Origin of the sequence: Vibrio echinoideorum (assembly GCF_024347455.1) — a bacterium.
In the GTDB taxonomy this organism is placed as follows: domain Bacteria; phylum Pseudomonadota; class Gammaproteobacteria; order Enterobacterales; family Vibrionaceae; genus Vibrio; species Vibrio echinoideorum.
On the sequence record NZ_AP025483.1, the window covers coordinates 3,265,417 to 3,291,648 of the forward strand.

Here is a 26,232-nt window from a genome sequence, read left to right on the forward strand (position 1 = left end):
GCGCGAATTTAAGTAACATCTCGCGCCCTAAACCGTCATCGACAGATTTAATTGAAAAACAATTAGCATTGGAAAATTAATACAATGGATAAGATTAAAGTTGGATTGCAGTACTGGATCCCACAGCATGGGCTGACTCGTTTAGTTGGTAAACTGGCATCTGCTAAAGCGGGCGGCTTAACGACAGCGATCATCAACTGGTTCATCAAGCAATACAAAGTGAACATGGATGAAGCTCTGCATAGCGATCCAAAACACTTTAAAACATTCAATGAATTCTTCGTACGTGAATTGAAAGAAGGCATGCGCCCTGTAGCTGATGGTGAATCTGTGATTGTTCACCCTGCAGATGCACGCGTAAGTCAGTTTGGCCCAATTACTGACGGTCAACTGATTCAAGCTAAAAACCATAACTACTCAGCGCGTGAGCTATTGGGTGGTGATGCTGCTCTAGCGGATGAATTTAAAGACGGCGAATTCGCAACGCTTTACTTGTCGCCAAGTGATTACCATCGCGTGCACATGCCATGTGACGGCACACTGCGTCAGATGATCTACGTTCCGGGTGACCTTTTCTCAGTTAACCCGTTAACGGCAGAGAACGTTCCAAACCTATTTGCACGTAACGAGCGTGTGGTTTGTATCTTTGATACTGAGTTTGGCCCAATGGCACAAGTGCTGGTTGGCGCAACTATCGTTGGCAGCATCGAGCAAGTATGGGCTGGCACCATCACACCACCTCGTGGCAACTCGGTTTACAAATGGGATTACCCTGCACAAGGTGATACAGCCGTCGTCTTGAAGAAAGGCGAAGAGATGGGTCGCTTTAAGCTTGGTTCAACGGTTATCAACCTGTTTGCTAAAGATGCAATCAAGTTTGACGAAACGATGCAAAATGGTGAGAAAACCGTTCTTGGTACACCTTTCGCGCACATTGTGGGTAAAGAAGCTGAGACTGAAGCTGTTGATTCAGCAGAGAACACTGACCAAGCTTAACGATCTGAGTTAACTTGTCGATATTACTTGTCAATTCAAGTTCACTCATAGACATATTAAAGGCGCGTTACTTTTTCTATTTCTATATCAGAGAAGAACGCGCCTTTTTCTTATCTATTTCGAGATATTTCCCTTTAAGATTTCAACCAATCTAACTACCGACAACCTTGCTCCCAACGAGCAGTACGTCGAATTACCAAGAAGAAATATTGACCAGAAACAAAACAGTTGCTGAAATCTCAAACAACTTTTCGATTTTACAACTCGCCTCCAAGTACCAAACATCCAGATAACTTACTCTATTTCAAGATATTTTATTCATGGGGTCTTTGTACATGCCTAAACTCAATGTTGGCGTTCTGGTCAAGCTGTTGATTTGTTTTGCGATTCCCTTGGGCGTGTTATTCATGCCGATAGATTCAATCCCAATCGATGATCTCACGCTGATTCAACACCGCTTGTTGGCAATATTCTTGTTGGCCGCTCTACTGTGGGTGCTTGAACCCGTTCCGGTATTCGCCACTTCCATTTTGATCATTGCGCTTGAACTGGTGATGATTTCCGACAAAGGTCTACACCTATTTAGAAACCCACCAGCAGGACACGATCTCGGTGATTTAATCAAATATACCGACATATTCGGTGCATTTTCGTCACCAATCATCATCCTCTTCATGGGTGGTTTCGCTCTCGCGATATCGGCATCTAAGTACGAACTCGACAACAACTTAGCACGAGTGCTGCTTAAGCCATTCGGCACCGAACCGCGCTTCATTATGCTCGGCTTAATGCTGATCACCGCCGTGTTCTCAATGTTCATGTCAAATACCGCAACAACGGTAATGATGCTCGCGCTGCTAGGCCCAATCGTGGCGTCAGCACCAAAAGGCGACATGGGGATTAAAGCGCTCGTGTTGTGTATTCCAATTGCGGCCAACACCGGTGGTATCGCGACACCAATCGGCACACCGCCCAATGCCATCGCACTGCAATACCTGACGGGTGAGAACAGTATCGATTTCCTTAGCTGGATGATGATGGGTTTACCCTTTGTGATCATCCAACTCACCATCGCTTGGTTCCTTCTTCAGAAATTTTTTCCTTCCAAGCAAAAAAACATGGTGCTCAAGCTCGATGGGCAATTTAGAAAAAGCTGGCGTGCGATCGTTGTGTACGTCACTTTTGCCGCGACTATCTTGCTATGGATGACCACCAAACTGCATGGCATGAACACTTATGTGGTCTCTATCATTCCACTGGCTGTCTTTACCCTAACGGGCATCATGGGCAAAGAAGAACTTAAGCTAATTAACTGGGATGTATTGTGGTTGGTGGCCGGTGGTATCGCGATTGGCATTGGGCTTGATAAAACGGGTTTAGCTGCAGCACTGGCACACGCGATTGACTATGAATCGCTCTCCCCGACGTCCGTGGTGCTTACTTTGTCGATCATATGCTGGCTGATGGCTAACTTTATGTCGAATACTGCCACCGCTAACTTATTGATGCCAATTGCCGCGGCTATTGGTGCTTCGATGGAAAGTTTAATCGCTATTGGCGGCTTGCAAGGCTTGTTAGTTGTCGTCGCCTTCTCGGCTTCATTGGGTATGATCCTTCCGGTTTCCACACCACCGAACTCGCTGGCTTACTCGACAGGGCTCATTGAGAGTAAAGACATGGCTAAGATGGGGCTCATCTTAGGTATTGTCGGCTTATTAATGGTCTACCTCGCACTGTTTATTATCACCTAGCACGTCAATTCCTCGTTACAACTCTCCAGATAGCAATCATAATTTCGCTAACTGGAGGGTTTATCAAGCTGTAAGCGACAAGATAAAATCGATAATAATTAACACCTTAGTAACAGCCTATTGTGATTCCACTTCACTGTTTAGTAAAAACAATCATATATATATTTAAATTATGATTTTAGACACGTTTCGCATTTTAAATATGACGACACTAGACACCTATCAGAGACACATCAGTTCACCATCAAGTACGTCACTGTCATTAGGGCGTATTGACCTTTCGATCTGATTTTTGCAGTGAATTGCTGGGTATTTCGACAAGGCAGAGGTTTTGATGTGTAGTTAGCCTACAAGAGAAGCCGATGACGTAGCAGAAATGACCAGCAAACGCTGCCCGAAGGGTTCGGCTAAAAGCGCTTTACTCTTTGTTGAGGGGGATTTGCTTAAAATGACTAGGCTACTTCCCCCCTCGCCGCGATTAAAACGCTTTTATCTCGAAAAAAATTGAACCACGAAAGGTCAACACGCCCTAGGTTTTTGTCTAATAGAGAGGAATAGACCTTGAGACATACCATTAAGTTTAAAATTCAGATCGCCATTGCGGTCATTATTGCCGTCGTAAGTGGCGCTCAAGCTTGGATATCGGTTACTCAACTCAATCAAGAGACTGAAGTAGCGATCAACCAAGAAATGAAAAATGTTAGCGTTGGCACGACGAATTACATTGCCGATTGGCTCTCAATCCGCAGCGATATGATGCTTGCTAATGAATCTACGATTTCAAATAATAGTAACTCTGACCGCGAGTTATTGATCACCAAGCAAGCCGGACAATTCCTGTCTGTATATGCAGGGTTCAGCGATGGCACTATCGCTTATGGCGACAAAGGTGAAGATTGGCCAGCAGGCTACGACCCGCGCACTCGCCCTTGGTATAAAGATGCCAACGCGACATCAGACCTCATCATTACCGAACCTTATCAAGACTTTGACGGCAGCATCGTCATCAGTTTTGCTAAAGCATTCAACGGTGAAAAACAGGGCGTTCTCGCGGCGGACTTAACCGTAACCAGCATTATAGATACCGTACTCAATGTAAAACTCGAGAACGATGGTTTTGCGTTTTTAGTGGATGGTAACAACAACATCGTTGCCTACAGTGATGAAGCCTTGAGTCAAAAACCACTGACCAGTTTGAACCCAGAGCTAACAACCAACAAGGTGTCACAGCTGCTCCAAGACCAAATGATCACCACTCTCACTTGGCCTGGTCAAGGCGATAAGCTGGTCTACATTGCCAATGTACCGAACACCGATTGGTCGTTAGGTATTGTTATCGATAAGGAAATGGCGTTTTCTGCAGTCTCCGATGCCATTCAATTCATCGCTCTGACTTCTTTGATTTTGTACATCGTCATTTCAATTGCGAGCACAATGGTCATCAACCGTCTACTTTCCCCATTACAAACATTGTCTGAAGCGTTAACTCAACTCGCTCAAGGCAGAGGCGACCTCACCCAACGCATTGATATCACACGTATGGATGAGATTGGAAAACTTGCCGAGCTTGTGAACCAGTTCTTAAGCCAGATGCAAAGCATGCTGAAAGGCGTAATAGAGCACAGCCATGATCTCAACAACCATGCAGAGAAAGCCAATCAACTGGCGACCCAATCTTCGATTAGCGTTGAGAATCAACAAAACGATATCAACCAAATTGCGACCGCGATTCATGAGATGTCGGCCACCGCAGCCGAAGTGGCTAGCCATGCCGAATTAACCGCATCCGCTTCTCAGGCATCCGCTACCGCTTGTAACGAAGGCCAAGAAGTTATCCAACAAAACCGAGATGCGATTACTGGCCTCGCAACTCAAGTTGAAGACGCCGCCAATGTTATTCGTGAATTAGAGAGTAACGCGCAAAGCATCAACCAGATCCTATCCACCATTCAAGGCATTGCCGAACAGACCAACCTGTTGGCATTGAATGCGGCGATTGAAGCCGCTCGAGCGGGTGAACAAGGTCGTGGGTTTGCCGTTGTGGCTGATGAGGTCCGAGTGCTAAGTCAGAGAACTCATGGCTCAACGGAAGAAATCCGCGTGATGATTGATACGCTACAGAAGAATACCGAACATGCCGTTCAAAGCATGACCACCAGCACTCAACTGGCCGAAAACAGTGTTGGCTTCGCCGAGCAAGCCCATGGCAGCCTCACTAAAATCACGCTAGCGATCACTGAAATCAACGACATGGCGCTGCAAATCGCGAGTGCCGCAGAAGAACAGCGCGCCGTAAGCGAAGACATCAGCCGCAATACGCAAGGGATCAAAGATGCCTCTGACGATCTAGCACAACAAGCGGAAAGCAGTCGCAATAGCTCAAATGAAATGAGCAGCGCTGCAGAGTCAATGCGCCAAGACGTAGAGCGCTTTAAGGTATAGCGCCGCCTCAAGCAAAGTAAGTTGAGCCACACCAGCAAGCGACAGCTGACATAAACTAATCACTGAAACAAAGTCGTTCTTTCATAAGAATCACTTTGTTCTCAGTTCGGTTTGATGCATATTGATGAGCTAATTTATCCCAGACACAAGGATGTTATTCAGATGGGATTCGAATGGTTAGCTCTAGCTGCCGCTTTTCTTTGGGCGATTGCGAGCCTAATGTCAGTAAAGCCTGCTCAACACTTAGGTTCTTTCGCCTATAGCCGCTGGCGAATGGGTTGTACCGCGATCATCTTATCAAGCATGGCTTGGTTTACTGGCGGTTGGTCAAGTGTGGAAGCTGACTTAGTCACGCCGATGATGCTGTCGGGTCTAATTGGCATTTTCATTGGTGATACGGCCCTATTTGCCTGTTTGAACCGCATGGGTCCACGCCAAGCGGGTTTGCTGTTCTCTTGTCACGCCGTGTTCTCGGCCATTCTCGGTTACTTCCTGTTTAGCGAAAGCATGACTTCGGTGGAGCTTATTGGCTCGGCGTTGGTGTTTAGTGGTGTATTAACCGCGATATTCTTTGGTCGTCGTGGACAAGCGAACAACCAACTCGAAACCATTAAGGGCACGGTGTGGATTGGTGTTGCGTTGGGAATCACCGCCGCGATCTGCCAAGCATTGGGCGGCATTATTGCCAAACCCGTGATGCAAACTAGCATTGACCCAATAGCCGCCTCTGCCATTCGAATGATCACCGCCTTTGTTGCTCACTCACTTTTTCGTTTAACGGGCGCCAAACTTTCGCGCGCGATCAATCCAATGAATAAACAGATATTCGCAATTACCGCGGTTAACGGGTTTTTGGCAATGGCTGTAGGAATGACGCTGATCTTGTATGCGCTGCAGGAAGGCAATGTCGGCATGGTCGCTCTGTTATCTTCGACCACGCCCATCATGTTGTTACCGATACTCTGGTTGTACACCAAGCAGAGACCAAATGCCTACGCTTGGTTCGGCGCCATTGTTGCCGTAGTGGGTACCGGTATCTTGGTCAGCTAGTGGCACTGGTATTCTGGTCAACTAGTGGGTACAGGTATTTTGGTCAGATAGTTAAGCTGATTAGAAGCGGATTGAAAGCTGAGAGTAAATGGTTAACCGTTAATAGCTAAGGACTACTAACTCTCAGTAAAAACAAAAGCAAAAGCAAAAAACTAAGAACGCGGGAACGGGAAAGCCGTCACGTCATCGATATGGTCGTAGCCCAAAGCCAGCATGATCAGCCTGTCGATGCCTAATGCAACACCGGCACAGTCTGGTAAGCCTGCTTTTAACGCCTCAATTAAGTGATGGTCAATCGGTTGAGGCGATAAGCCCATCTCAATACGTTTGGCATTATCACTTTCAAAGCGCTGAAGTTGTTCTTGTGGTTTATCGAGTTCATGGAAGCCGTTGGCCAACTCGATTCCTTTGAAATACACCTCAAAGCGATCCGCTACCCTAGCATCATTAGGGTTGATCTTAGCTAACGCTGCTTGCGATGCTGGGAAATCATAAACAAAGGCAGGAACGTCTTGGCCTATTTTCGCTTCAACGCCAATACTGAAAAGAAGCTGCAATAGCGTATCGCGGTCTTGTTCTGGATCTGCAATATCACTGAGTCCAAGTGGTGCAGCCGCTTGCTTCAACGTATCCATCGAATCTTCCAACGGACAAACACCCAACACATCAATAAAGGCTTGTTGATACGTCATTCTTTCTGCAGTGCCTGACTTCAGTATCTGTTGCAACAACACGTCCATTTCGTCCATCAAGTCATGATGATCAAAACCAACGCGATACCACTCCAACATAGTGAACTCAGGGTTGTGATAACGGCCATTTTCTTCGTTACGGAAAGACTTACAAATTTGGTAGATACAGCCACTGCCCGCCGCTAACAGTCGTTTCATATGAAACTCTGGGCTCGTCATAAAGAACAGTGGCTGGCCGTGCGCATAACCCGGCCCTACGAATTCAGTTTTGAACGTATGCAAATGCACATCCGTCACCGTGGCGTGACTCATCGCTGGCGTATCCACTTCCATCACGTTTCGTTCTGTAAAGAACTGGCGAATTTGATTAAGGATATCAGCACGTTGCTTTAACTGCTTAATGGTTGCGGCAGGCTGCCATGTGGAGTGCATTGTTAGGTTCCATATCACTGAGTTCTAGGTGACGAAAATTACCACCTTTCATCTCTTTTGTAAGCTTCTATCTTTCTCTTAATGAAAGCAGAATGTAGATTTTATGAAGCCAGAAAATTACGTTCTACAATACATTTACTAATATTTGACCATAACCCATATTGATAACAAAAATCATACTCAACAAGCCGTTAACACGTGTCTTGTGGGGGAATGGTTATCAACAATTCATTGCCGTGATTGCAGTCACATAACCTATAATTTCTATGCCCCCATATGCATTACCGACCTAAAAACCCAAATACATCAACTTTTCAAATACCTTCCTCTCGTACACTGAACCTACCACTTAAGGCTTAGGGGTGAGAAACGGTTGCTGCCGTTTATTGCTCTCAATAAGTAAGTACTGCCAATTAGTAAGTACTACCAATAAGCTTTTTTATAATAACAAGCGGAATACTCCGCATCACACTGGAGAATAACTGTGAAGACAATTACCACAGATATCGCAGTCATCGGCGCAGGCGGCGCTGGTCTTCGTACAGCTATCGCTGCGGCTGAAGCTAATCCTGAATTGGAAGTAGCACTGATTTCTAAAGTTTACCCAATGCGTTCGCACACGGTAGCAGCAGAAGGCGGTTCAGCAGCAGTAATTAAAGACGAAGATAGCCTAGATAACCACTTCAACGATACTGTTGGCGGTGGCGACTGGCTATGTGAACAGGATGTTGTTGAATACTTTGTTGAAAACTCGACTCGCGAAATGATCCAAATGGAACAATGGGGCTGCCCATGGAGTCGTAAAGAAAACGGTGAAGTAAACGTACGCCGATTCGGCGGTATGAAAGTAGAGAGAACGTGGTTCGCAGCGGATAAAACCGGCTTCCACATGCTTCATACTCTGTTCCAGACTTCGATGAAGTACGACACAATCAAACGATTTGATGAGTACTTTGTGGTGGATTTGATCGTTGAAGATGGCGAAGTACAAGGCCTAATCGCGATTCATATGTCTGAAGGTGAGCTTGTTACGATCAAAGCGAAATCTGTTGTATTAGCAACGGGTGGCGCAGGTCGTGTTTACCACTGCAATACCAACGGCGGCATCGTAACTGGCGACGGTATGGCAATGGCTTATCGCCACGGTGTTCCACTGCGTGATATGGAGTTCGTTCAATACCACCCAACAGGCCTACCGGGTACTGGCATCTTGATGACTGAAGGTTGTCGTGGTGAAGGCGGTATCATCGTCAACAAGAACGGCTACCGTTACCTGCAAGATTACGGCATGGGCCCTGAAACTCCAGTGGGCGAGCCGAAAAACAAATACATGGAACTGGGTCCTCGTGACAAAGTTTCTCAAGCATTCTGGCACGAGCAGCAGAAAGGCAACACTATCAAGCACCCGCTTGGTGATGTCGTACACCTTGACCTTCGCCACCTTGGTGAAGAGTATCTGCAAGAGCGTCTTCCGTTCATCTGTGAGCTTGCAAAAGCGTACGTAAACGTTGACCCAGCAAAAGAGCCAATCCCAATTCGCCCTACCGTTCACTACACCATGGGTGGTATTGAAACTAACGGTACGTGTGAAACTCGCATTAAAGGCCTATTCGCCGTTGGTGAATGTGCTTCAGTTGGCCTACACGGTGCAAACCGCCTAGGTTCTAACTCTCTGGCTGAGTTTGTAGTATTTGGCCGCGTAGCCGGTGAACAAGCCGTAAAACGTGCAGCTGAATTCAAAGGCTGGAATGAAGAAGCTATCACTAAGCAAATTAAAGCGGTTGAAGATCGCATCGCAGGTATCTTGGCTCAAGAAGGCGATGAGAACTGGGCTGATATCCGTACTGAAATGGGTCACACCATGGAAGCGGGTTGTGGTATCTACCGTCAAGAAGACTTGATGCAAGAAACCATCGACAAAATCACTGAACTGAAAGCACGCTACAAGAAGATCAGCATTAAAGACAAAGGCAAAGTGTTCAACACTGACCTACTTTACGCTATCGAAGTGGGCTACGGTCTTGAAGTTGCTGAAGCAATGGTTCACTCAGCGATTCTTCGTAAAGAATCTCGCGGTGCACACCAACGTCTAGACGACAACTGCACAGAACGTGACGATGTGAACTACCTGAAACACTCTCTATCTTTCTACAACGAAGATGCAGCACCAACTATCGACTACAGCGGCGTTAAGATTACTAAATCTCAACCTAAAGCTCGTCTATACGGTGAAGCAGCTGAGAAAGCCGCTGCTGCTGAAAAAGCGGCAGAAGAGAATGCTAAGAAGAGCGAAGAGGAGCAAGCATAATGTCAGCGAATCGAATCCAAAAAATTGAAATCCTGCGTTATGACCCTGAGCACGATGCAGAACCTCACTTTCAAACCTTTGAAGTTCCGTTTGATGAAACCATGTCAGTACTTGATGCGATTGGTTACATCAAAGATAACCTAGATAAAGACCTGTCTTACCGTTGGTCTTGTCGTATGGCGATTTGTGGTTCTTGCGGCATCATGGTTGATGGCGTGCCAAAACTGGCATGTAAAAGCTTCTTACGTGACTACCCGAATGGCTTCAAGATTGAGCCTTTGGCTAACTTCCCAATCGAGAAAGATTTGATTGTCGACATGACGCCGTTCATCGAGCGCCTTGAAGCAATCAAACCTTACATCATTGGTAACGACCGCAAGCCAGAAGACGGCACTAACATCCAAACTCCAGAGCAAATGGCGAAGTACAAACAGTTCGCTGGCTGCATCAACTGTGGTTTGTGTTACGCAGCGTGTCCTCAGTTTGGTCTAAACCCTGAGTTCATCGGCCCTGCGGCACTTGCTCTTGCTCACCGCTACAACCTAGATAGCCGTGACAATGGTAAAGCTGAACGTATGAAGCTTATCAATGGCGACAATGGCGCTTGGGGCTGTACGTTTGTAGGTTACTGTTCTGACGTTTGTCCGAAGAAAGTAGACCCAGCGGCTGCAGTAAACCAAGGTAAAGTTGAGTCTTCAATGGACTTCGTTATCTCGATGTTCAAACCTGATGGCGAACCGGTTAAAGCGACGGAGGAAGCGTAATATGAGCAATCGTAAACCTTATGTTCGTGAAATGAAGAGAACGTGGTGGAGCAACCATCCGTTCTACCGTTTCTACATGCTACGTGAAGCGACTGTACTGCCTTTGATTCTGTTCACTCTGTTCCTAACCTTCGGTTTGGGTTCGCTAGTGAAAGGGCCTGAAGCGTGGGAAGGTTGGTTGAGCTTTATGGCTAACCCTGTCGTTGTTGGTATCAACATCGTGGCACTGCTAGGCAGCTTACTGCACGCTCAGACCTTCTTCAGCATGATGCCTCAAGTAATGCCAATCCGCCTTAAAGGCAAATTGGTAGATAAAAGAATCATCGTACTGACCCAGTGGGCAGCGGTGGCATTTATTTCTTTAATCGTTCTCATGGTGGTGTAAGGAGCTTTCGTTATGAACACAAATTACAAAATGAAACCTGTTAACCACGATCCTAAGCGCTCTGATGAACCAATCTGGTGGGGCCTATTCGGCGCTGGCGGTACTTGGTTCGCGATGATCACTCCGATCACGATTCTAGTGCTGGGTATCTTAGTGCCTATGGGCATTATCGATGCAGATGCAATGAGCTACGAGCGTGTTTCTGAATTCGCCACCAGCATTATCGGTGCTCTATTCATCATCGGTACGCTAGCATTGCCAATGTGGCACGCAATGCACCGTCTTCACCACGGCATGCACGACCTTAAGTTCCACGTCGGCGTTGCAGGTAAAGTGGGCTGTTACTTCGTTGCAGGCCTAATCAGCGCGTTGTCTGTTATCTTCATCTTTATGATCTAACAGTTAAGAGCAGATGCGGGATTCGAGTAATCGAGATTCGAAGAGCTTAAAAGCAGAAAAGCGAAAGCAGAGCTAGGTTATCCAGCTCTGCTTTTTTATTGCTTGTCGAATCTCTTATCCTCTAACTCGCTCTTGCTCTTCAAGCTCTTCGTATCCCGCATCTCGTTTACGCGCATCTGCCCTTCTGCTTTTCCTGATCGCCAGATACAAAAAAGGCCGCTCATAAGCGACCTTTTCTATTTCACTGAGCCACCCTAAACAAGGTGGACACAATCAAATTACTTCACACGACCAACGTATTCGCCAGTACGAGTATCAACTTTAACAACTTCACCGATAGCGATGAATAGAGGTACACGAACGACCGCGCCTGTTGCTAGAGTCGCAGGTTTACCACCAGTACCTTGTGTATCGCCTTTCAGGCCAGGATCAGTTTCAGTTACTGGGATCTCAACAAAGTTTGGCGGAGTAACAGTGATAGGGTTATCATTCCACAACGTTAGAGTACAAACGTCATTTTCAACTAACCATTTTGCTGAATCAGCGACTGCTTTTACGTCTGCTGCGATTTGCTCAAATGTTTCGTTGTTCATGAAGTGGTAGAATTCGCCATCGTTGTATAGGTAGCCTAATTCAACGTCAACAACATCTGCAAGCTCGAAGCTTTCGCCTGACTTGAATGTTTTCTCTAACACTTTGCCTGACAGCAGTTTACGAAGTTTTACACGGTTAAACGCTTGGCCTTTACCTGGCTTAACGTATTCATTGTCGATAATTGCGCAAGGCTCATTATCTAACATGAATTTTAAACCGCCTTTGAATTCATTGGTGCTTACTGACGCCATGATTTTCTCTTCCACATCTTTGAGTTAATTTCAATGCCGCATATCATAACCCGAAAAGTCGAATCTGTTGAGCAAAACTGGCTCAAACAACTATCGAATGCGATCTCTGACCCGTCAAAACTGCTTGAGGCATTGGAAATAGACCCAACACCGTGGCAAGCAGGCTTCGCTGCTCGTGAATTATTTGCACTTAGGGTACCCCTTAGCTTTGTCGAACGAATGGAAAAAGGCAACCCACACGACCCTCTATTGCGTCAGGTGTTACCACTCAACGAAGAGTTCGAGGTTCATCAAGGCTATTCAGCCGATCCACTAGAAGAGCAAGAAAACGCGATCCCAGGGTTGCTGCACAAATATAAAAATCGTGCACTGATGATTGTAAAAGGAGGCTGCGCGATTAACTGCCGTTACTGCTTCCGCCGTCACTTCCCTTATCAAGATAACAAGGGATCGAAGTCTGTTTGGCAAACCAGCCTCGACTATGTAGCCCAACATCCCGAGATAAACGAAGTTATCTTATCCGGTGGCGACCCGTTGATGGCAAAGGACAGTGAACTCGAATGGCTGATCAATGCCATCGAACAGATCCCGCATGTGAAAACCGTTCGAATTCATAGCCGATTACCGGTTGTAATCCCAGTTCGAGTGACGGATGAACTGTGCCAACTGTTAGCTCAAACTCGCCTCAATGTAGTGATGGTCAGCCATATTAATCATGCCAACGAGATTAACTTAGAACTCAAGCAAGCCTTTCATAAGCTTAAGCAAAGTGGGGCCACTCTACTCAATCAAGGAGTGATGCTAAAAGGTATAAATAACAGCGCTAACTCATTGAAAGAATTAAGCGAAAAGCTATTCGACGCCGGTGTTTTACCTTACTATATGCATGTACTTGATAAAGTTCAGGGCGCCGCTCATTTCTATATTTCTGATGAAGAAGCCAAGCGTCACTTTAAGGGATTAATCTCTGAGGTTTCTGGCTACCTCGTACCTAAGTTAACTCGTGAAATTGGCGGACGCAGCAGCAAGACGCCACTCGATCTACATATTGAATAAAGAAGTCGTATCAATGAACCCCAATGCCTTACCCGCTCGCTCACAATCACAGACTCAACAGAAAGGCTTCACCATTATCGAACTGGTTGTGGTGATCGTGATTCTAGGCATTATTTCAGTGACTGCGGCGTCGAAATTTCTCAATCTACAGAGTGATGCTCGAATTTCAGCCCTTCAAGGTTTGAGAGGCGGTATGCAAAGTGCTGCTGACATGGTTTACCCGATTGCAATTCAGCAAGGTTTAGAAAAGTTAAGCGCTGCTAAAATTACAATCGAAGGTGACAACATAGAACTTGCATATGGGTACCCAGCGGCAGACTCAGCAAATGCTTGGAGTCTGTTGATTGAAAGTACTTTCGCAGATTCCATATTTAATGCGAATGATCCTGCTGAATGGTATTTCCATAATACTTCTAAAGAAATACCATGGATTCGTTTCATGACCAAAAGTAAGAAGAAATCTTCGGAAGACTGCTTCTTACTTTACAACGAAGCAACCTCTTCCTCTGCACCTAGCTTTGAATTAACGACAAACGGCTGCTAGCTTTTAAGTCACCTCTATCAGTCGTTAAGACAAAAATTTTTTGTTCGATCGTCCGGTCTATTATTAGCATACTCGGCTCTATTCTAAATTTTTAGGAGGGGTGATATGTCACAATTTATAGAACAAACTCTCAACCTTGCCCCCTTTAGCTGGGCAGGCCTCGCTGCATGCATGTTATGTGGTTCTTTAATCGGAATAGAAAGGCAAATACGCGGTAAACCCGTCGGAATCCGAACATCGATTCTGATCATCAGTGGTACCTATTTCTTTCTCACCATGGCGATTAGCCTATCTCCTAACACGCTCGATCAGGCCCGTGTACTTGGTCAGATCATTACGGGGGTTGGATTCCTTGGTGCAGGGGTCATGATGACATTGGATGGCAAGATTCATGGCGTGACTTCAGCAGCGATTATCTGGGTACTCGCTGCATTAGGGATGATGATTGCCTTAGGGCACCTTTCTCAGTCTGTCATCATCACGCTAATGGCGCTGGTTATCCTGCTTGGTGTCGATAAAGTGGAAAACAGCTTCCAGAGCCTGCGTCGTGGTGTGCATCAGAAGTGGATGAGAAAAGGCCGCGTGAAGAAGTAACCTCAACCTGAAACAGACATTAAAAAGACCTAGTCACACGACTAGGCCTTTGTGTATCCAACTAATTAATACACCTGAATACACACCTGGTTCTTACCAGCAGCCTTGGCCTTATAGAGCTGCTCATCAGACGAACGAATACTCTGGTTTTCCCACAAGTGCCCGACACTGTCGAACTTATACAGAGAGTAGAGCGTCGCGCCACCAGACACTGAGATATTCACCTTGTCACCTGTTGGGCATCGATAACTCTGTAGGCTAATGTCGTTTTGAATTCGTTCAAAGATCGATGAAAGCAGCTCTGAGGATTCACCCGTGATCGCGACAACAAACTCTTCACCACCAAACCGTGCCACGATATCTTGCTGCCTAACGCTGTTCAGCATCAACTGAGCAACATGGCAAATCACCTCGTCCCCCGTTTTGTGGCCATACTGATCATTAACCACTTTGAAATCATCGATATCAAACACGCCAACACCAATAATCGGCTGTTCATCCTGAGCCAGTAATCGAGCTTCAAAGCCACGTCGATTCAGTAAGCCCGTTAATGGATCGCGCATTGCTAGGTCATTCAAACGCTGGTGTTCTTGTCTTGTATAAAAACGCCATAGCCATAAAACCGAGAGCAAATACAAAACCAACAGTATCGAAAGCTGAATCTTCTCCATTGCATATTTCGGAGCATTCCGATCAGTCATTTCGGGATTATCCGATCACCCATTTCGGTTTAAACCGATCACTGATTCCGCGATTATCCGATCACTTTTAGTCAAACTCCGAAATCGGTGATCGGAATAGCGAAAACCGCGATCGTAATGGCCGAAATCCTTCCTTTTTCTCTTTTAAATCAATAGCTCGCTATTCTTTACTTCTTAAACAAGAAGGAAAGGAAGCGACAATGGCCAAAAAGAGAACTCCAATGAACAAAATCAAAGAGGTATTACGCCTTAAATACGACTGCGGTCTCTCAAATCGTGGTATCGCTTCTTGCCTTAAACTCGGCCCGTCCACCGTATCAGAACTCCTTACTCGCTTTAAACAAAGCCAACTTGGTTGGCCTCTACCCGACAGTTGCAGCGATGCAGATCTCACACAGACGCTGTATCACGGCAAGAAAGTCAGTCGAGATAAAGTTATGCCAGACTTCACTCAATACGCAGTCGAACTCAGGCGTAAAGGTATGACAAAGATGCTGCTCTGGCAGGAGTATCATGAGCAATATCAAGAGCAAGCTTACGCTTACACTCAGTTCTGCGAGCACTTCACTCGTTGGTTCAAAACCCAAAAACGCAGCATGCGCCAGCTTCATGTTGCAGGTGATAAACTGTTTATCGATTACTGTGGGCCTCGGCTTCAGGTGGTCAACCCTGACACAGGCGAAGTGCGCGAAGCGGAGGTGTTCGTCGCGACTTTAGGCGCGTCCAATTACACTTATGTTGAAGCCTTCCCCAGCCAAGGGAAGCCCTACTGGTTAGAGGCGCATGCGAATGCGTTCGAACACTTCGGTGGCGTACCACAACTCTTAGTTCCCGATAACCTACGCAGCGCAGTCACCAAAGCCAATCGTTATGAGCCGAGACTGAACGACAGCTATCAAAAGCTGGCTAATCACTATCAAACAGCCGTGATGCCTGCTCGCCCCTACAAACCGAAAGACAAAGCCAAGGCAGAGAATGCCGTGCTCCTAGTAGAACGCTGGATCATGATGCGGTTGCGACACCAAGCCTTCCACACTTTTAAAGAGTTGAATCTCGCCATCCGTGAACTCATGAATGAGTTAAATCAGCGTGAGATGAAACAGTATGGCGCCAGCCGCCAAGCGCTGTTCGATAAACTCGACAAACCTGCATTAAAGCCACTGCCTAGGCAGCGTTACCTGTATACCGAAACTAAACGAGCCAAAGTTGGCCCTGACTATCACATCGAATATCGCCGTCATTACTACTCGGTTCCCCATCAACTTGTTGGTCACCATGTCGAGTTGGAAGCCTCTAATCGCCTGGTGCAGATCTACCATCAAGGTAACTTGGTGGCCCAGCATCCACGTAGCCAAAGAGAGCGAGGAAACAGCACCCAACCAGAGCACATGCCAAGCAACCATCAACATCAGAAGTGGTCGCCAGGGCGCTTGCTTAGCTGGGGAGCCAATATCGGCCCAGCCACACGAGAAGTCGTCAATAAGATGCTGAACTCCAAGCCTCATCCAGAGCAGTCTTATCGTTCCTGCCTTGGCTTGCTCAGCCTCAGTAAAACCTATGGCGAATCGCGCCTAGAGCAAGCCTGTAAAGATGCGCTGATGCTGACAAAATCCAATTACACCTTCATCAGCAATTTGTTGAAAAACAATCGTGAAGGACAACTGAGTAAAGACAACACGAGTACGCCAAATCTTGTTCATAGCAATGTTCGTGGCCCGAACAGTTATCACTAGGAGAAAGGATATGAATGCACTGAACGACCAACTCAAAACCCTACGCTTGAGCCATGTAGCGAAAGCATTAGAGCAGCAGCAAGAGCAACTGACCACCTACGCAGAACTGGACTTCGAGGAAAGGCTAAGCCTACTTCTGGAAAGCGAGATCTTGAATCGCAATCAGAGCAAAATCCAACGCTTAAAACGACAAGCCAAGCTGAGAGTAGATGCGCAGCCGAGCCAACTCATCTATAAGGAGGGACGAAACCTCAATCGTAAACAGATGAGCGAACTTCTGACGGGCAGTTATCTATACAAACACCAGAACATCTTGGTTACAGGCCCAACAGGCGCAGGCAAAACGTATCTTGCCTGCGCACTGGCAACCAGCGCCTGTGACCAACAACAAACGGTTAAGTACTACCGATTAACTCGCTTGCTTGACGACCTGACCGCTGGTCGTCTGGATGGTAGCTATCAAAAGCAACTCCAATCGCTGGCTAAGAAAACCTTACTGATCCTCGACGACTGGGGGATGGAAAAACTCACTCAAGAGCATGCGGGTCACTTATTAGAAGTGCTGGAAGAGCGTTATCAAAACAGCAGCACAATCGTCATCAGCCAGTTACCTGTAAGGGAGTGGTACAACATGATCGGCAACGCCACCGTCGCGGACGCGCTAATGGATCGGTTAGTACACAATAGTCATAGAATAGAACTGGGAGGTGAGTCAATGAGAAAACTGGCGCAATCCGATCACTTAGAGTAAAAATAAGAAGAGAGAAAAACGGTAGGATCAGGTGATCGGAATAAACCGAAACGAGCGATCGCAATCACCGAAATACGCACTCCATCGCCAATACATGCAGAAAGTGCTCGATCTTATCTTCTTCAATACTCAGATATAACTGGGTGTTAATGTCATCAACATAGAGAGGCTTGGAGTAGGTAAAGTCCATAAAACCGTACTTGTTTGCGCCTCGAGTACTGGTGACTTTATAACCATGGGTAGGGTTCGATACGAGGTTAGAGACATAGCCATCGACACCCAATACCCCTTTAAACTCGCCATTAACGTAGATCCCTTTGGTTAAGGTCACCACTTTCTTACCTGTTAAGTAATCATCGTATTGACCGGTATACACTACCTGATCTTGGCCTTGAGCTAAGCCAAAGCGAATCGTATTAATCCAATATGGTCGGCTATTTACGACAGAGTCAAACGTATCGCCTTTCATATATTGGGCAATATCGGAGGGGGAAGAGATAATAAACTTCTCTTTCGAAATGAAGTAAATCGCAGAGATGGTCTCTATGGTATTGGCAAAATAAGCCATGGTCGGCGCGATAAACAGGCGCTTCCCCGCCTCGGTATAAAGGTCCGATTTCGGGTCGCACATCTCGCGAGGGCCAGAGAACATAAAGTCAAAGCGAGGGGCATGTTGCTCTTCACTGGTGAAATAGCACGTTTCATCTTCGATCTTTTTCTCATGCGAGAATACGTAGGTGTCACCATGCAGTGGGTAGAGCGCAGTGATGTTGTACTCAAGCGCATTAATGATCTGTGTGAGCTCCGCTAAAGAGCGTGTCACGCCTTGGTTTTCGATTCCATACTGTTTATCTGATTCTTCCGCTGAATCAACGAGCAACAAGCTCAAAACTACTAAAAAACTGGCGGTTAGACTTAAAAAAGCCTTTTTAAAATCGACGGTATGGGGATTAATCAAAGCATATAAATCATCGTTGGGAATTTATCGCACATTGTACTTATAAGTAAAAATACTGCAATAGCAAATATAAAACAGAATGCTTATTGGATGGTTGGAGAAGTTTATCGTAGACGTAGAATTGAATATAATAACGCCTAAACAAGGGTTTAGGCGTTGATATACTTAGTCTTTAATCGCGTATGCGCTAACTAAAAGCAATGCGCTAATTAAAAAGCTAATACGCTAAGCCAATAGTAGAACCAAAGGCTAAACGACCGCTTTATTTAGCAAAGTTTACAATCGGGAAGCACGGGAAGAAACCGTTATCAGCACAGTTGATCAGACCAATCTGTACGCCTTCGATTTTGTTGGTTTTGTTGAAGATACCAACCTGAACCGTCGACACTTCTGAAAGGTTCGCCGCACCCACATCAACCATAGTGTTGCCTTCTGAGTAGTTGACGAAGCTCACGTTCGCGCCTTTCACATCATTAGTGATGTTCACAGCACCTAGGTTAAGACCCGTTGTTTTTCCTGGGTTCCAGTTGAATATACCCAAAGAAGCACCGGTCATTTCTTGGTTTACTTTATGCGCACCAAAAATACCCAGGTTCACACCCGTCGTGGTTTGTGTTTCTGACATACCCACAACCGCAAGATCGACACCTTTAACGTCGTTCACTTGTCCGTGAAGCAAAGCCAAGCGCACACCGCCAACCGCATCTGAATCCGGAGCATTGAAGCCGTTGATCGTTGAAAACATAACAGGCGAAGAAGCAAATGCCGCCGGTGCCATTACTGCTGCAGACACAGCAAGTACTGAAAGTAATTTTTTCATTGGGGAGTCTCCACTGACTTATTGTTGACTTGATTAATCCATTTTCAATCAAGCATTTATTATCCTGTATTCAACAGCTATCCATGTTAGATCAATGTCATAACTGTACTGTTGAATATAAGACGCAAAATCATAAAGAGCAATGGTTAAGAGCAGCTAACTCTTTAGTCACTCAACAAATCCAGCAGCATCTCTGGCTTGAGATGGCTTGCTTCTGATCTACCTGACACCCACCCAAAAATCTATTTTTTATAACATCTTAGATAAAAACTGCTTTAATCTTGAGTTAGTCGGGTTATCGAAGAAGCTCTTCGGATTGTCAGAGACGAGTAATTCACCATTTTCCATGAACAACACTCGGTCTGCGACCTCTTTGGCAAACCCCATTTCGTGAGTCACGACAACCATCGTCATCCCATCTTTCGCGAGATCTTTCATCACATCCAACACTTCACCGACCATTTCAGGATCAAGAGCCGAGGTAGGCTCATCAAACAACATGATGCTTGGTTTCATCGCTAGCGCTCGAGCGATGGCAACACGCTGTTGTTGACCACCAGACAAATGATTGGGGTAATTATCCATTCGGTTCGACAAGCCAACTTTATGAAGAATTGATTTTGCTTCCCTTTCAACCTCTTCCAATTTACGGTTAGAAACCTTGAGTGGAGCTAACATTACATTTCCCAAAGCGGTCTTGTGAGGGAAAAGGTTAAACCCTTGGAAAACCATACCTACATCTTCACGCAATTTGTTGATGTTCGTAGATTTTGCATACATATCTACGCTGTCAACAATAATAGAACCACTGTTGATCGTTTCAAGTTGGTTGAGCGCTCTAAGAAATGTGGATTTGCCCGAACCCGACGGCCCTACAATGACAATCACCTCACCTTTTTCAACTTGTACGGAAACATCTTTCAACGCATGACAGCCATTTGGATAAATCTTATTAACTTTTGTTGCTTCAATTATGTGTTCCATGAGCTATAAATCCCTAATTAGTCGCTAGCGGCCAGTTTCTTCTCAAGTGTTTGAATCGCCCATGAAAGCCCACTGGTTAAAATTAAATACAGCGCAGCCACCGTGAACCACACTTCGAATGGTGCAAAGCTACCACTGACGACTTCACGACCTGCTTTGGTCAAATCAGTAATTGAGATAACAGAGACAAGAGAAGAATCTTTAATCAAATTAATGAACTGCCCAGCCAAAGGAGGTAAGGTTTGTTTAAAAGCTTGCGGCAAGATAACGTATATCATCGCTTTCGGGTAACTCATTCCTAGAGAGCGCGCTGCTTCCATTTGTCCTTTTGGAATCGATTGAATACCCGAACGAACAATCTCAGCAACATAAGCCGCCGTAAATATCGAAAGTGCAATCACACCCGCGGTAAAGCGCTCTAAATCTAGAACGGTACCGATGAAAAAATAAACAATAAAAATTTGGACCAACAGCGGCGTACCGCGAATGATCTCAATATAAACGATAGATAATTTTTTAACGGCAGGGTTAGCCGAAATACGCATCAGGCCGATAATAAGACCTAATACCAAAGCGATAATAAGTGACCAGAACGAGATATTAATCGTAGTGATAACACCATCAAGCAATGGGCCCTTTCGCCATTCTTTTATGGTTGCCAGGGTATCCCCTTCAAAGATCAGATCGCCTTCATAAACCTCGATAGATTGATAGGCCCTGAGATCGACAACCACATCACCACTTAAGCTCTCTAATACAAGATGATTGTTTTCCGACATGACAATACTACCATCTTCGGGGGCGGTAATAGTAGACGCAGCATCCGTCGCAATATATGGAATCACCCTCTCCCAGTTCCAGTTGTAATCAATTTGCTTACCTGATAGATAAACGAGTCCGCAGGTTGATAGTAAAATAAGAACGAGAATGCCGTTCCAAAATAGAGAGTTATTATTATTTGGCATAGTTTTCTGATAATTCATTTAGATAACGGTTAACACCATTAAGCACAGTAAGTAAGTGAGCAGAGATAACGTAAGAAAAAAGCTTGAGAACAAGACGGATCTTTCCAACGAACGATTCAATAAGTAGTCATTCTACAATCGAAAATTCTAACAAAATTGTTGAGAGTGTCGAGTGTGTTAACAAGCTAAGATGACCATTCATTGGCTACGAGGAGTATCAATACAAATGCAAGATCGGTAAGACAACTTAGACCTGGATCTTTCAAAAATATGAAAAATCCAGGAGCCGTAGCTAAATAAAGTGGCCCTTACCGAGACAATATTATTAGATTTGTTTTAGCCATTTATCGTCGTTAAACCACTTATTGTAAATGCGGTCATACGTACCATCACCCTTAATTTGGCGCAGGTAGTTATTCAAGAAATTGAGAGTATCAGGGTTGCCTTGAGGAACAGCCCAACCTAGGGGCTCATAAGTGAAAGGTTTAGCTAGGTGAACTAATTGCCCTTTATTCTCAGCATTATAAATAGAGTTGTAAGGCAAGTCATAGATAAAGGCATCTACCTTGCCGTTAGTCACTTCTAGAACCGCCTCGGATTGCGTTTCATATAAGTTTACTTTTGCTTTTGGTAGGTAGCGCTTGATCGCTTGCTCACCCGTTGTACCCAGCTTAGTTGCAACAACAAAATCAGGGTTGTTCAGGTCACGGTAACTTGCGACCTTGCCTTCGTATTTGGTTTGCATAAGTATGGATTGACCAATCACCACATAAGGGTCTGCGAAGTTAACCTGAATGTTACGCATTGGCGTGATAGTCATACCACCCATTATCACATGACACTTGCCTGTTAGAAGCGTCGGAATAATACCATCCCAAGCCGTGTTTACCGGTACATATTTAACGCCCATTGCTCGCGCCATCTGTTTACCTAAGTCAACATCAAAGCCAACGTATTGACCATTTTTCGCCGTCATTTCAAATGGCATATAACCCGAATCGAAACAGACTTTTAGCTCTCCGCTATCTTTAATGTCATCTAAGATTGGATCAGCAAAAGCTGGAGCAGAAGCAGCAAACGTCAGTGCAACAGCACACAATAACTTTTTCATAGATATTCCCTTATCAATATTGAAAATTTCTTATACACGATCAAATAAAAAAAAACCATATTTACTTGTATCAAGGGAAACTTATAGTGAGCTGTCTCGTCCTAGAGCCACCAGTAACATTTTGGAGAGCCAATCAGAGAAAAGTTGCGGTAGACGATAAACATCAAAAAGCCCGGTAAACACTACATTTACCGGGCTTTTCAGACTTTATAGGAGCAAGTCAGGGGATGATTTTTACATCATGCCGCCCATACCACCCATACCGCCCATGCCACCCATATCAGGCATTGCAGGGCCAGAATCTTGTGGCTTATCAGTGATCATCGCTTCTGTTGTGATCATAAGACCAGCAACGGATGCAGCGAACTGAAGTGCAGAACGAGTTACCTTAGTTGGATCTAGGATACCCATAGCAATCATGTCACCGTATTCGCCAGTAGCCGCGTTGTAACCGTAGTTACCTTCGCCAGCGCGAACGTTGTTAGCAACAACAGATTCTTCATCACCAGCATTGGTCGTGATTTGACGGATAGGCGCTTCCATTGCACGTAGTGCAACGCGGATACCTACGTTTTGCTCTTCGTTGTCGCCTTCAAGGCCAGCAACTTTAGACGCAGCGCGGATAAGTGCAACACCACCACCAGCAACCACACCTTCTTCAACAGCAGCGCGAGTTGCGTGAAGTGCATCTTCAACGCGGTCTTTCTTCTCTTTCATCTCAACTTCAGTCGCAGCGCCAACTTTGATTACTGCAACACCGCCAGCTAGCTTAGCTACGCGCTCTTGAAGCTTCTCTTTGTCGTAGTCAGACGTTGCATCTTCGATTTGTTGACGAATTTGAGAAACACGACCTTTGATCATGTCTTCATTACCCGCACCATCGATGATGGTTGAGTTTTCTTTAGTGATCGTAATACGCTTAGCTTGACCTAGGTCTTCTAGCGTTACTTTCTCAAGGTCTAAGCCGATCTCTTCAGAGATAACCGTGCCGCCCGTTAAGATAGCGATGTCTTGCAGCATAGATTTACGACGGTCGCCGAAACCAGGTGCTTTAACCGCAGCCACTTTCACGATGCCACGCATGTTGTTCACAACAAGAGTTGCTAGCGCTTCGCCTTCTACATCTTCAGCGATGATAAGAAGTGGACGAGATGCCTTAGCAACCGCTTCTAGAGTCGGAAGAAGTTCACGGATGTTAGACACTTTCTTGTCGATAAGAAGAATGAACGGGCTATCTAGATCAACAGAACCAGCTTCTTGGTTGTTGATGAAGTAAGGAGATAGGTAACCGCGGTCGAACTGCATACCTTCAACTACGTCTAGCTCGTCTTGTAGAGCCTGACCTTCTTCAACTGTGATAACGCCATCACGACCTACTTTTTCCATCGCTTCAGCAATGATGTTACCTACTGTCGAATCAGAGTTCGCAGAGATAGTACCTACTTGCGCGATAGCTTTCGTGTCTGAACAAGGAACAGAAAGGTTCTTCAGCTCTTCAACAGCCGCGATAACCGCTTTGTCGATGCCGCGCTTAAGATCCATTGGGTTCATGCCAGCAGCAACCGCTTTTAGGCCTTCAGCGATAATAGACTGAGCCAATACTGTTGCTGTCGTTGTTCCGTCGCCCGCCGCGTCATTCGCTTGCGAAGCCACTTCTTTAACCATTTGTGCGCCCATGTTTTGGAACTTGTCTTCAAGTTCGATTTCACGTGCAACTGAAACACCATCTTTAGTGATCGTTGGTGCGCCAAATGATTTGTCTAGAACAACGTTACGGCCTTTAGGACCTAGCGTTACTTTTACTGCGTCAGCCAGAACGTTTACACCTTCTAGCATTTTAATACGTGCGTCGTTACCAAATTTAACGTCTTTAGCAGCCATCTTAATTTCCTTTAAAATTCTTTATTAAATCAGTTCAATGTGTGGCGCGGATTACTCAACGATCGCCATGATGTCGTTTTCAGACATGATCAGAACTTCTTTGCCGTCGATCTTTTCAGTTTTAGTGCCGTAGCCTTCAGAAAAGATAACAGTATCGCCAACTTTAACGTCCAATGGTTGTACTGAACCATTTTCTAAAATGCGGCCTTTGCCAACAGCTAGAATAGTACCGCGCGTTGATTTTTCAGCGGCAGAACCAGTTAGAACGATGCCACCAGCAGATTTAGATTCAACTTCTTGGCGCTCAACGATAACTCGGTCGTGTAGAGGACGGATATTCATCGGTCGGATCTCCTGATAATTTCCATTTAATTTGATAGTTGCCACGATTGGCATGGGGTTACCCAATATGTTGGGGCGATGTGGAAGAACCCAAGGGGGAAAAGATAAAAATTGTGATCTAAGGGGCAGATAAGAACAGGTAAGAGCAGATGCGAGTAAACGGGATGCGAGATACGAAAAGCAAAAACGCCCCTGCGAATAATCCTGTGTAAATGTCAGGGGGTTAAGCAAAAGAAGGCCGCTTTTCTTTTCTCCGCTTTTAGCTCTTCGATACTCGTTTACCCGCATCCCGCATCTGCTTTTAAAACTCGTTTCTTCCCTTCCCGCCCGCATCTGTTTATCCTACGCTTTTGGTTTCTATCGGCGTTTTGCATGCAAGATAAGCACGGGCTATTAACCGCCCCAATTGAGAGTACATTGCGTACCATGACCATACCGACCATATTCGGTATGGTGGCGATCTTGATGTTTAACCTCGTCGATACTTTCTTTATCTCATTACTCGGTACGCAAGCCCTTGCTGCGGTGAGCTTTACCTTCCCAATCACCTTTGCGATTAACTGCATCACCATGGGGATCGGCATCGGCCTTTCGACATGTATTGGGCGCTTACTCGGTCAAGGCTGCGCGCAAAATGCGGCGAGATTTACCTGCCATGGGTTATTGCTCGCGCTGCTTCTCGTCTGTTGCGCTTCCGCCGTTGGCATTATCTCACTCGAACCCTTATTTACTTTATTGGGTGCCGAAGCGGAGTTACTGCCTCTGATATCCGAGTACATGCTGATCTGGTATGTCACCATTCCCCTATTAGTTATCCCAATGGCAGGCAACAGTGCCATTCGTGCCAGTGGCGATACCAAAACGCCCGCTAAAATTATGATGCTGGCAGGGTTAATCAACGGCGTTCTCGACCCTTTGCTCATTTTTGGATACGGCCCCTTTCCTGAATTAGGCATTCAAGGTGCTGCAATTGCCAGTGGTTTCAGTTGGTTTGGTGCTCTGTGTTGCTCGCTGTACATCTTGATTAAACGAGAGAAGCTTCTGGCTTTACCTAATATCAAAAACATCCTTAGCGATTGGCATCAAATACTGACCATCGGCACGCCTGCTGCGCTGTCCAATGCACTCAATCCATTAGTGGGTGCCATTATTATGATGATGTTGGCCAAACAAGGAACCGAAGCCGTTGCTGCTTATGGCGCTGCCCAGCGTATTGAATCCATTCTTATCATTGTGTTGATGTCTCTGACCTCTGCCCTTACGCCTTTCATGGCGCAGAACTTGGGCGCAAACAACCCTCAACGCAGCTTTAAGGCATTGTTTCTCAGTATGCGTTTTGCTGTGATGTTCCAAGGTTTGATTTTCTTGATGATGGTGCCACTGAGCATTCCTTTAGCCGCCCTGTTCTCCCAAGAAGAATCCGTACGAGGCATTTTGTGGCATTACCTATTAGTCGTTCCCTTTAGCTATGGGTTCCAAGGTATTGTGATGATGCTAATCAGTGGGATGAATGCGATGCATCAACCACTCAAAGCCTTTCAATGGAGCTTCATGCGTTTGTTTGTCTTTACCTTGCCCTTTGCGTGGATAGGCAGCCAAATTGATGGTGTCGAAGGGTTGTTTATAGGCTTAGCCTTGGGGAACATTGTCGGCGGTGTTTCAGGGTATTGCTTTGCGCTTCGTGTGAGGGCTAAAGCAGATGCGGGATACGAAGAGGGATAGTACAAA

22 protein-coding genes and 2 pseudogenes are annotated in these 26,232 nt (G+C 45.7%); 14 read left to right on the forward strand and 10 right to left on the reverse strand.

The genetic code is table 11. The features are described from left to right. The first annotated feature begins 84 nt into the window (after positions 1-84). The 4 genes from asd (at position 85) to OCV36_RS14765 (ending at position 6,239) form a co-directional block, all read left to right on the forward strand. Complete coding sequence (gene asd, locus OCV36_RS14750) at positions 85-996, forward strand: archaetidylserine decarboxylase (protein WP_135459266.1); 912 nt, start codon at positions 85-87, stop codon at positions 994-996. Between the two features lie 335 nt (positions 997-1,331). Next, the gene (locus OCV36_RS14755) at positions 1,332-2,747 is read left to right on the forward strand and encodes an SLC13 family permease (protein ID WP_135459268.1); all 1,416 of its coding nucleotides are present in this window, start codon (positions 1,332-1,334) and stop codon (positions 2,745-2,747) included. Between the two features lie 561 nt (positions 2,748-3,308). Next, positions 3,309-5,189: a methyl-accepting chemotaxis protein gene (locus OCV36_RS14760; RefSeq protein ID WP_135459270.1), complete on the forward strand. Its 1,881-nt coding sequence runs from the start codon at positions 3,309-3,311 to the stop codon at positions 5,187-5,189. Positions 5,190-5,351: 162 nt separating this feature from the next. After that, positions 5,352-6,239: a DMT family transporter gene (locus OCV36_RS14765; protein ID WP_135459272.1), complete on the forward strand. Its 888-nt coding sequence runs from the start codon at positions 5,352-5,354 to the stop codon at positions 6,237-6,239. A gap of 152 nt (positions 6,240-6,391) precedes the next feature. On the opposite strand, the gene epmA is transcribed toward OCV36_RS14765, so the two are convergent. Continuing rightward, complete coding sequence (gene epmA, locus OCV36_RS14770) at positions 6,392-7,363, reverse strand: elongation factor P--(R)-beta-lysine ligase (protein ID WP_135459274.1); 972 nt, start codon at positions 7,361-7,363, stop codon at positions 6,392-6,394. A gap of 484 nt (positions 7,364-7,847) precedes the next feature. Between epmA and frdA the strand changes: the two genes are divergently transcribed. From frdA to frdD, 4 genes are read left to right on the forward strand one after another with little or no spacing between them, the layout of a single operon-like run. Further along, positions 7,848-9,671, forward strand: coding sequence for a fumarate reductase (quinol) flavoprotein subunit (gene frdA / locus OCV36_RS14775; RefSeq protein ID WP_017076353.1), 1,824 nt, complete (start codon positions 7,848-7,850; stop codon positions 9,669-9,671). Further along, complete coding sequence (locus OCV36_RS14780) at positions 9,671-10,435, forward strand: succinate dehydrogenase/fumarate reductase iron-sulfur subunit (RefSeq protein ID WP_004733343.1); 765 nt, start codon at positions 9,671-9,673, stop codon at positions 10,433-10,435. The genes frdA and OCV36_RS14780 overlap by 1 nt, the downstream gene beginning before the upstream one ends. A gap of 1 nt (position 10,436) precedes the next feature. After that, the gene (frdC, locus tag OCV36_RS14785; RefSeq protein ID WP_004733341.1) at positions 10,437-10,820 is read left to right on the forward strand and encodes a fumarate reductase subunit FrdC; all 384 of its coding nucleotides are present in this window, start codon (positions 10,437-10,439) and stop codon (positions 10,818-10,820) included. 12 nt (positions 10,821-10,832) lie between these two features. Further along, entirely contained in the window at positions 10,833-11,219 is a 387-nt protein-coding gene (frdD, locus tag OCV36_RS14790) for a fumarate reductase subunit FrdD (protein WP_054547900.1), read from the forward strand. A 278-nt stretch (positions 11,220-11,497) separates the two neighbouring features. Here frdD and efp read toward each other — a convergent pair whose 3' ends face one another. Then, the gene (gene efp / locus OCV36_RS14795) at positions 11,498-12,064 is read right to left on the reverse strand and encodes an elongation factor P (protein ID WP_004733338.1); all 567 of its coding nucleotides are present in this window, start codon (positions 12,062-12,064) and stop codon (positions 11,498-11,500) included. Positions 12,065-12,097: 33 nt separating this feature from the next. On the opposite strand from efp, the gene epmB reads away from it, so the two are divergent. From epmB to OCV36_RS14810, 3 genes are all read left to right on the forward strand, one after another. After that, positions 12,098-13,120 carry an EF-P beta-lysylation protein EpmB gene (epmB, locus tag OCV36_RS14800; protein ID WP_135459276.1) on the forward strand — a complete coding sequence of 341 codons (1,023 nt, stop codon included), beginning with the start codon at positions 12,098-12,100 and terminating at the stop codon, positions 13,118-13,120. Positions 13,121-13,133: 13 nt separating this feature from the next. Further along, the gene (locus OCV36_RS14805; protein ID WP_004733334.1) at positions 13,134-13,664 is read left to right on the forward strand and encodes a prepilin-type N-terminal cleavage/methylation domain-containing protein; all 531 of its coding nucleotides are present in this window, start codon (positions 13,134-13,136) and stop codon (positions 13,662-13,664) included. A 105-nt stretch (positions 13,665-13,769) separates the two neighbouring features. Next, on the forward strand, positions 13,770-14,258 hold the full coding sequence (locus tag OCV36_RS14810; RefSeq protein WP_135459278.1) for an MgtC/SapB family protein: 489 nt from the start codon (positions 13,770-13,772) through the stop codon (positions 14,256-14,258). 65 nt (positions 14,259-14,323) lie between these two features. On the opposite strand, the pseudogene OCV36_RS14815 reads toward OCV36_RS14810, so the two are convergent. After that, positions 14,324-14,929 (reverse strand): annotated as a pseudogene (locus OCV36_RS14815) (GGDEF domain-containing protein); the annotation flags it as partial. A gap of 230 nt (positions 14,930-15,159) precedes the next feature. Here OCV36_RS14815 and istA point away from each other — a divergent pair. Next, positions 15,160-16,692, forward strand: coding sequence for an IS21 family transposase (gene istA / locus OCV36_RS14820; protein ID WP_135459315.1), 1,533 nt, complete (start codon positions 15,160-15,162; stop codon positions 16,690-16,692). A gap of 10 nt (positions 16,693-16,702) precedes the next feature. Beyond that, a complete protein-coding gene (istB, locus tag OCV36_RS14825; RefSeq protein WP_135459317.1) occupies positions 16,703-17,443 on the forward strand; it encodes an IS21-like element ISVch3 family helper ATPase IstB in 741 nt (246 codons plus the stop codon). 79 nt (positions 17,444-17,522) lie between these two features. Here istB and OCV36_RS14830 read toward each other — a convergent pair. The 7 genes and pseudogenes from OCV36_RS14830 to OCV36_RS14860 form a co-directional block, all read right to left on the reverse strand. After that, a pseudogene (locus OCV36_RS14830) lies at positions 17,523-18,401 on the reverse strand (cache domain-containing protein); the annotation flags it as partial. Between the two features lie 262 nt (positions 18,402-18,663). Then, complete coding sequence (locus tag OCV36_RS14835; protein WP_004733330.1) at positions 18,664-19,221, reverse strand: VC2662 family protein; 558 nt, start codon at positions 19,219-19,221, stop codon at positions 18,664-18,666. 249 nt (positions 19,222-19,470) lie between these two features. After that, positions 19,471-20,205, reverse strand: a complete 735-nt coding sequence (locus OCV36_RS14840; RefSeq protein WP_135455592.1) for an amino acid ABC transporter ATP-binding protein — start codon at positions 20,203-20,205, stop codon at positions 19,471-19,473. Positions 20,206-20,222: 17 nt separating this feature from the next. After that, positions 20,223-21,170: an amino acid ABC transporter permease gene (locus OCV36_RS14845; RefSeq protein WP_135455594.1), complete on the reverse strand. Its 948-nt coding sequence runs from the start codon at positions 21,168-21,170 to the stop codon at positions 20,223-20,225. Between the two features lie 325 nt (positions 21,171-21,495). Further along, positions 21,496-22,281, reverse strand: coding sequence for a transporter substrate-binding domain-containing protein (locus OCV36_RS14850; protein WP_135455595.1), 786 nt, complete (start codon positions 22,279-22,281; stop codon positions 21,496-21,498). A gap of 234 nt (positions 22,282-22,515) precedes the next feature. Next, the gene (gene groL / locus OCV36_RS14855; protein ID WP_017086888.1) at positions 22,516-24,162 is read right to left on the reverse strand and encodes a chaperonin GroEL; all 1,647 of its coding nucleotides are present in this window, start codon (positions 24,160-24,162) and stop codon (positions 22,516-22,518) included. A 51-nt stretch (positions 24,163-24,213) separates the two neighbouring features. Beyond that, a complete protein-coding gene (locus tag OCV36_RS14860; RefSeq protein ID WP_004733324.1) occupies positions 24,214-24,504 on the reverse strand; it encodes a co-chaperone GroES in 291 nt (96 codons plus the stop codon). 372 nt (positions 24,505-24,876) lie between these two features. On the opposite strand from OCV36_RS14860, the gene OCV36_RS14865 reads away from it, so the two are divergent. Continuing rightward, positions 24,877-26,226, forward strand: a complete 1,350-nt coding sequence (locus OCV36_RS14865) for an MATE family efflux transporter (RefSeq protein WP_135455597.1) — start codon at positions 24,877-24,879, stop codon at positions 26,224-26,226. The last annotated feature ends 6 nt before the right edge of the window (positions 26,227-26,232 follow it).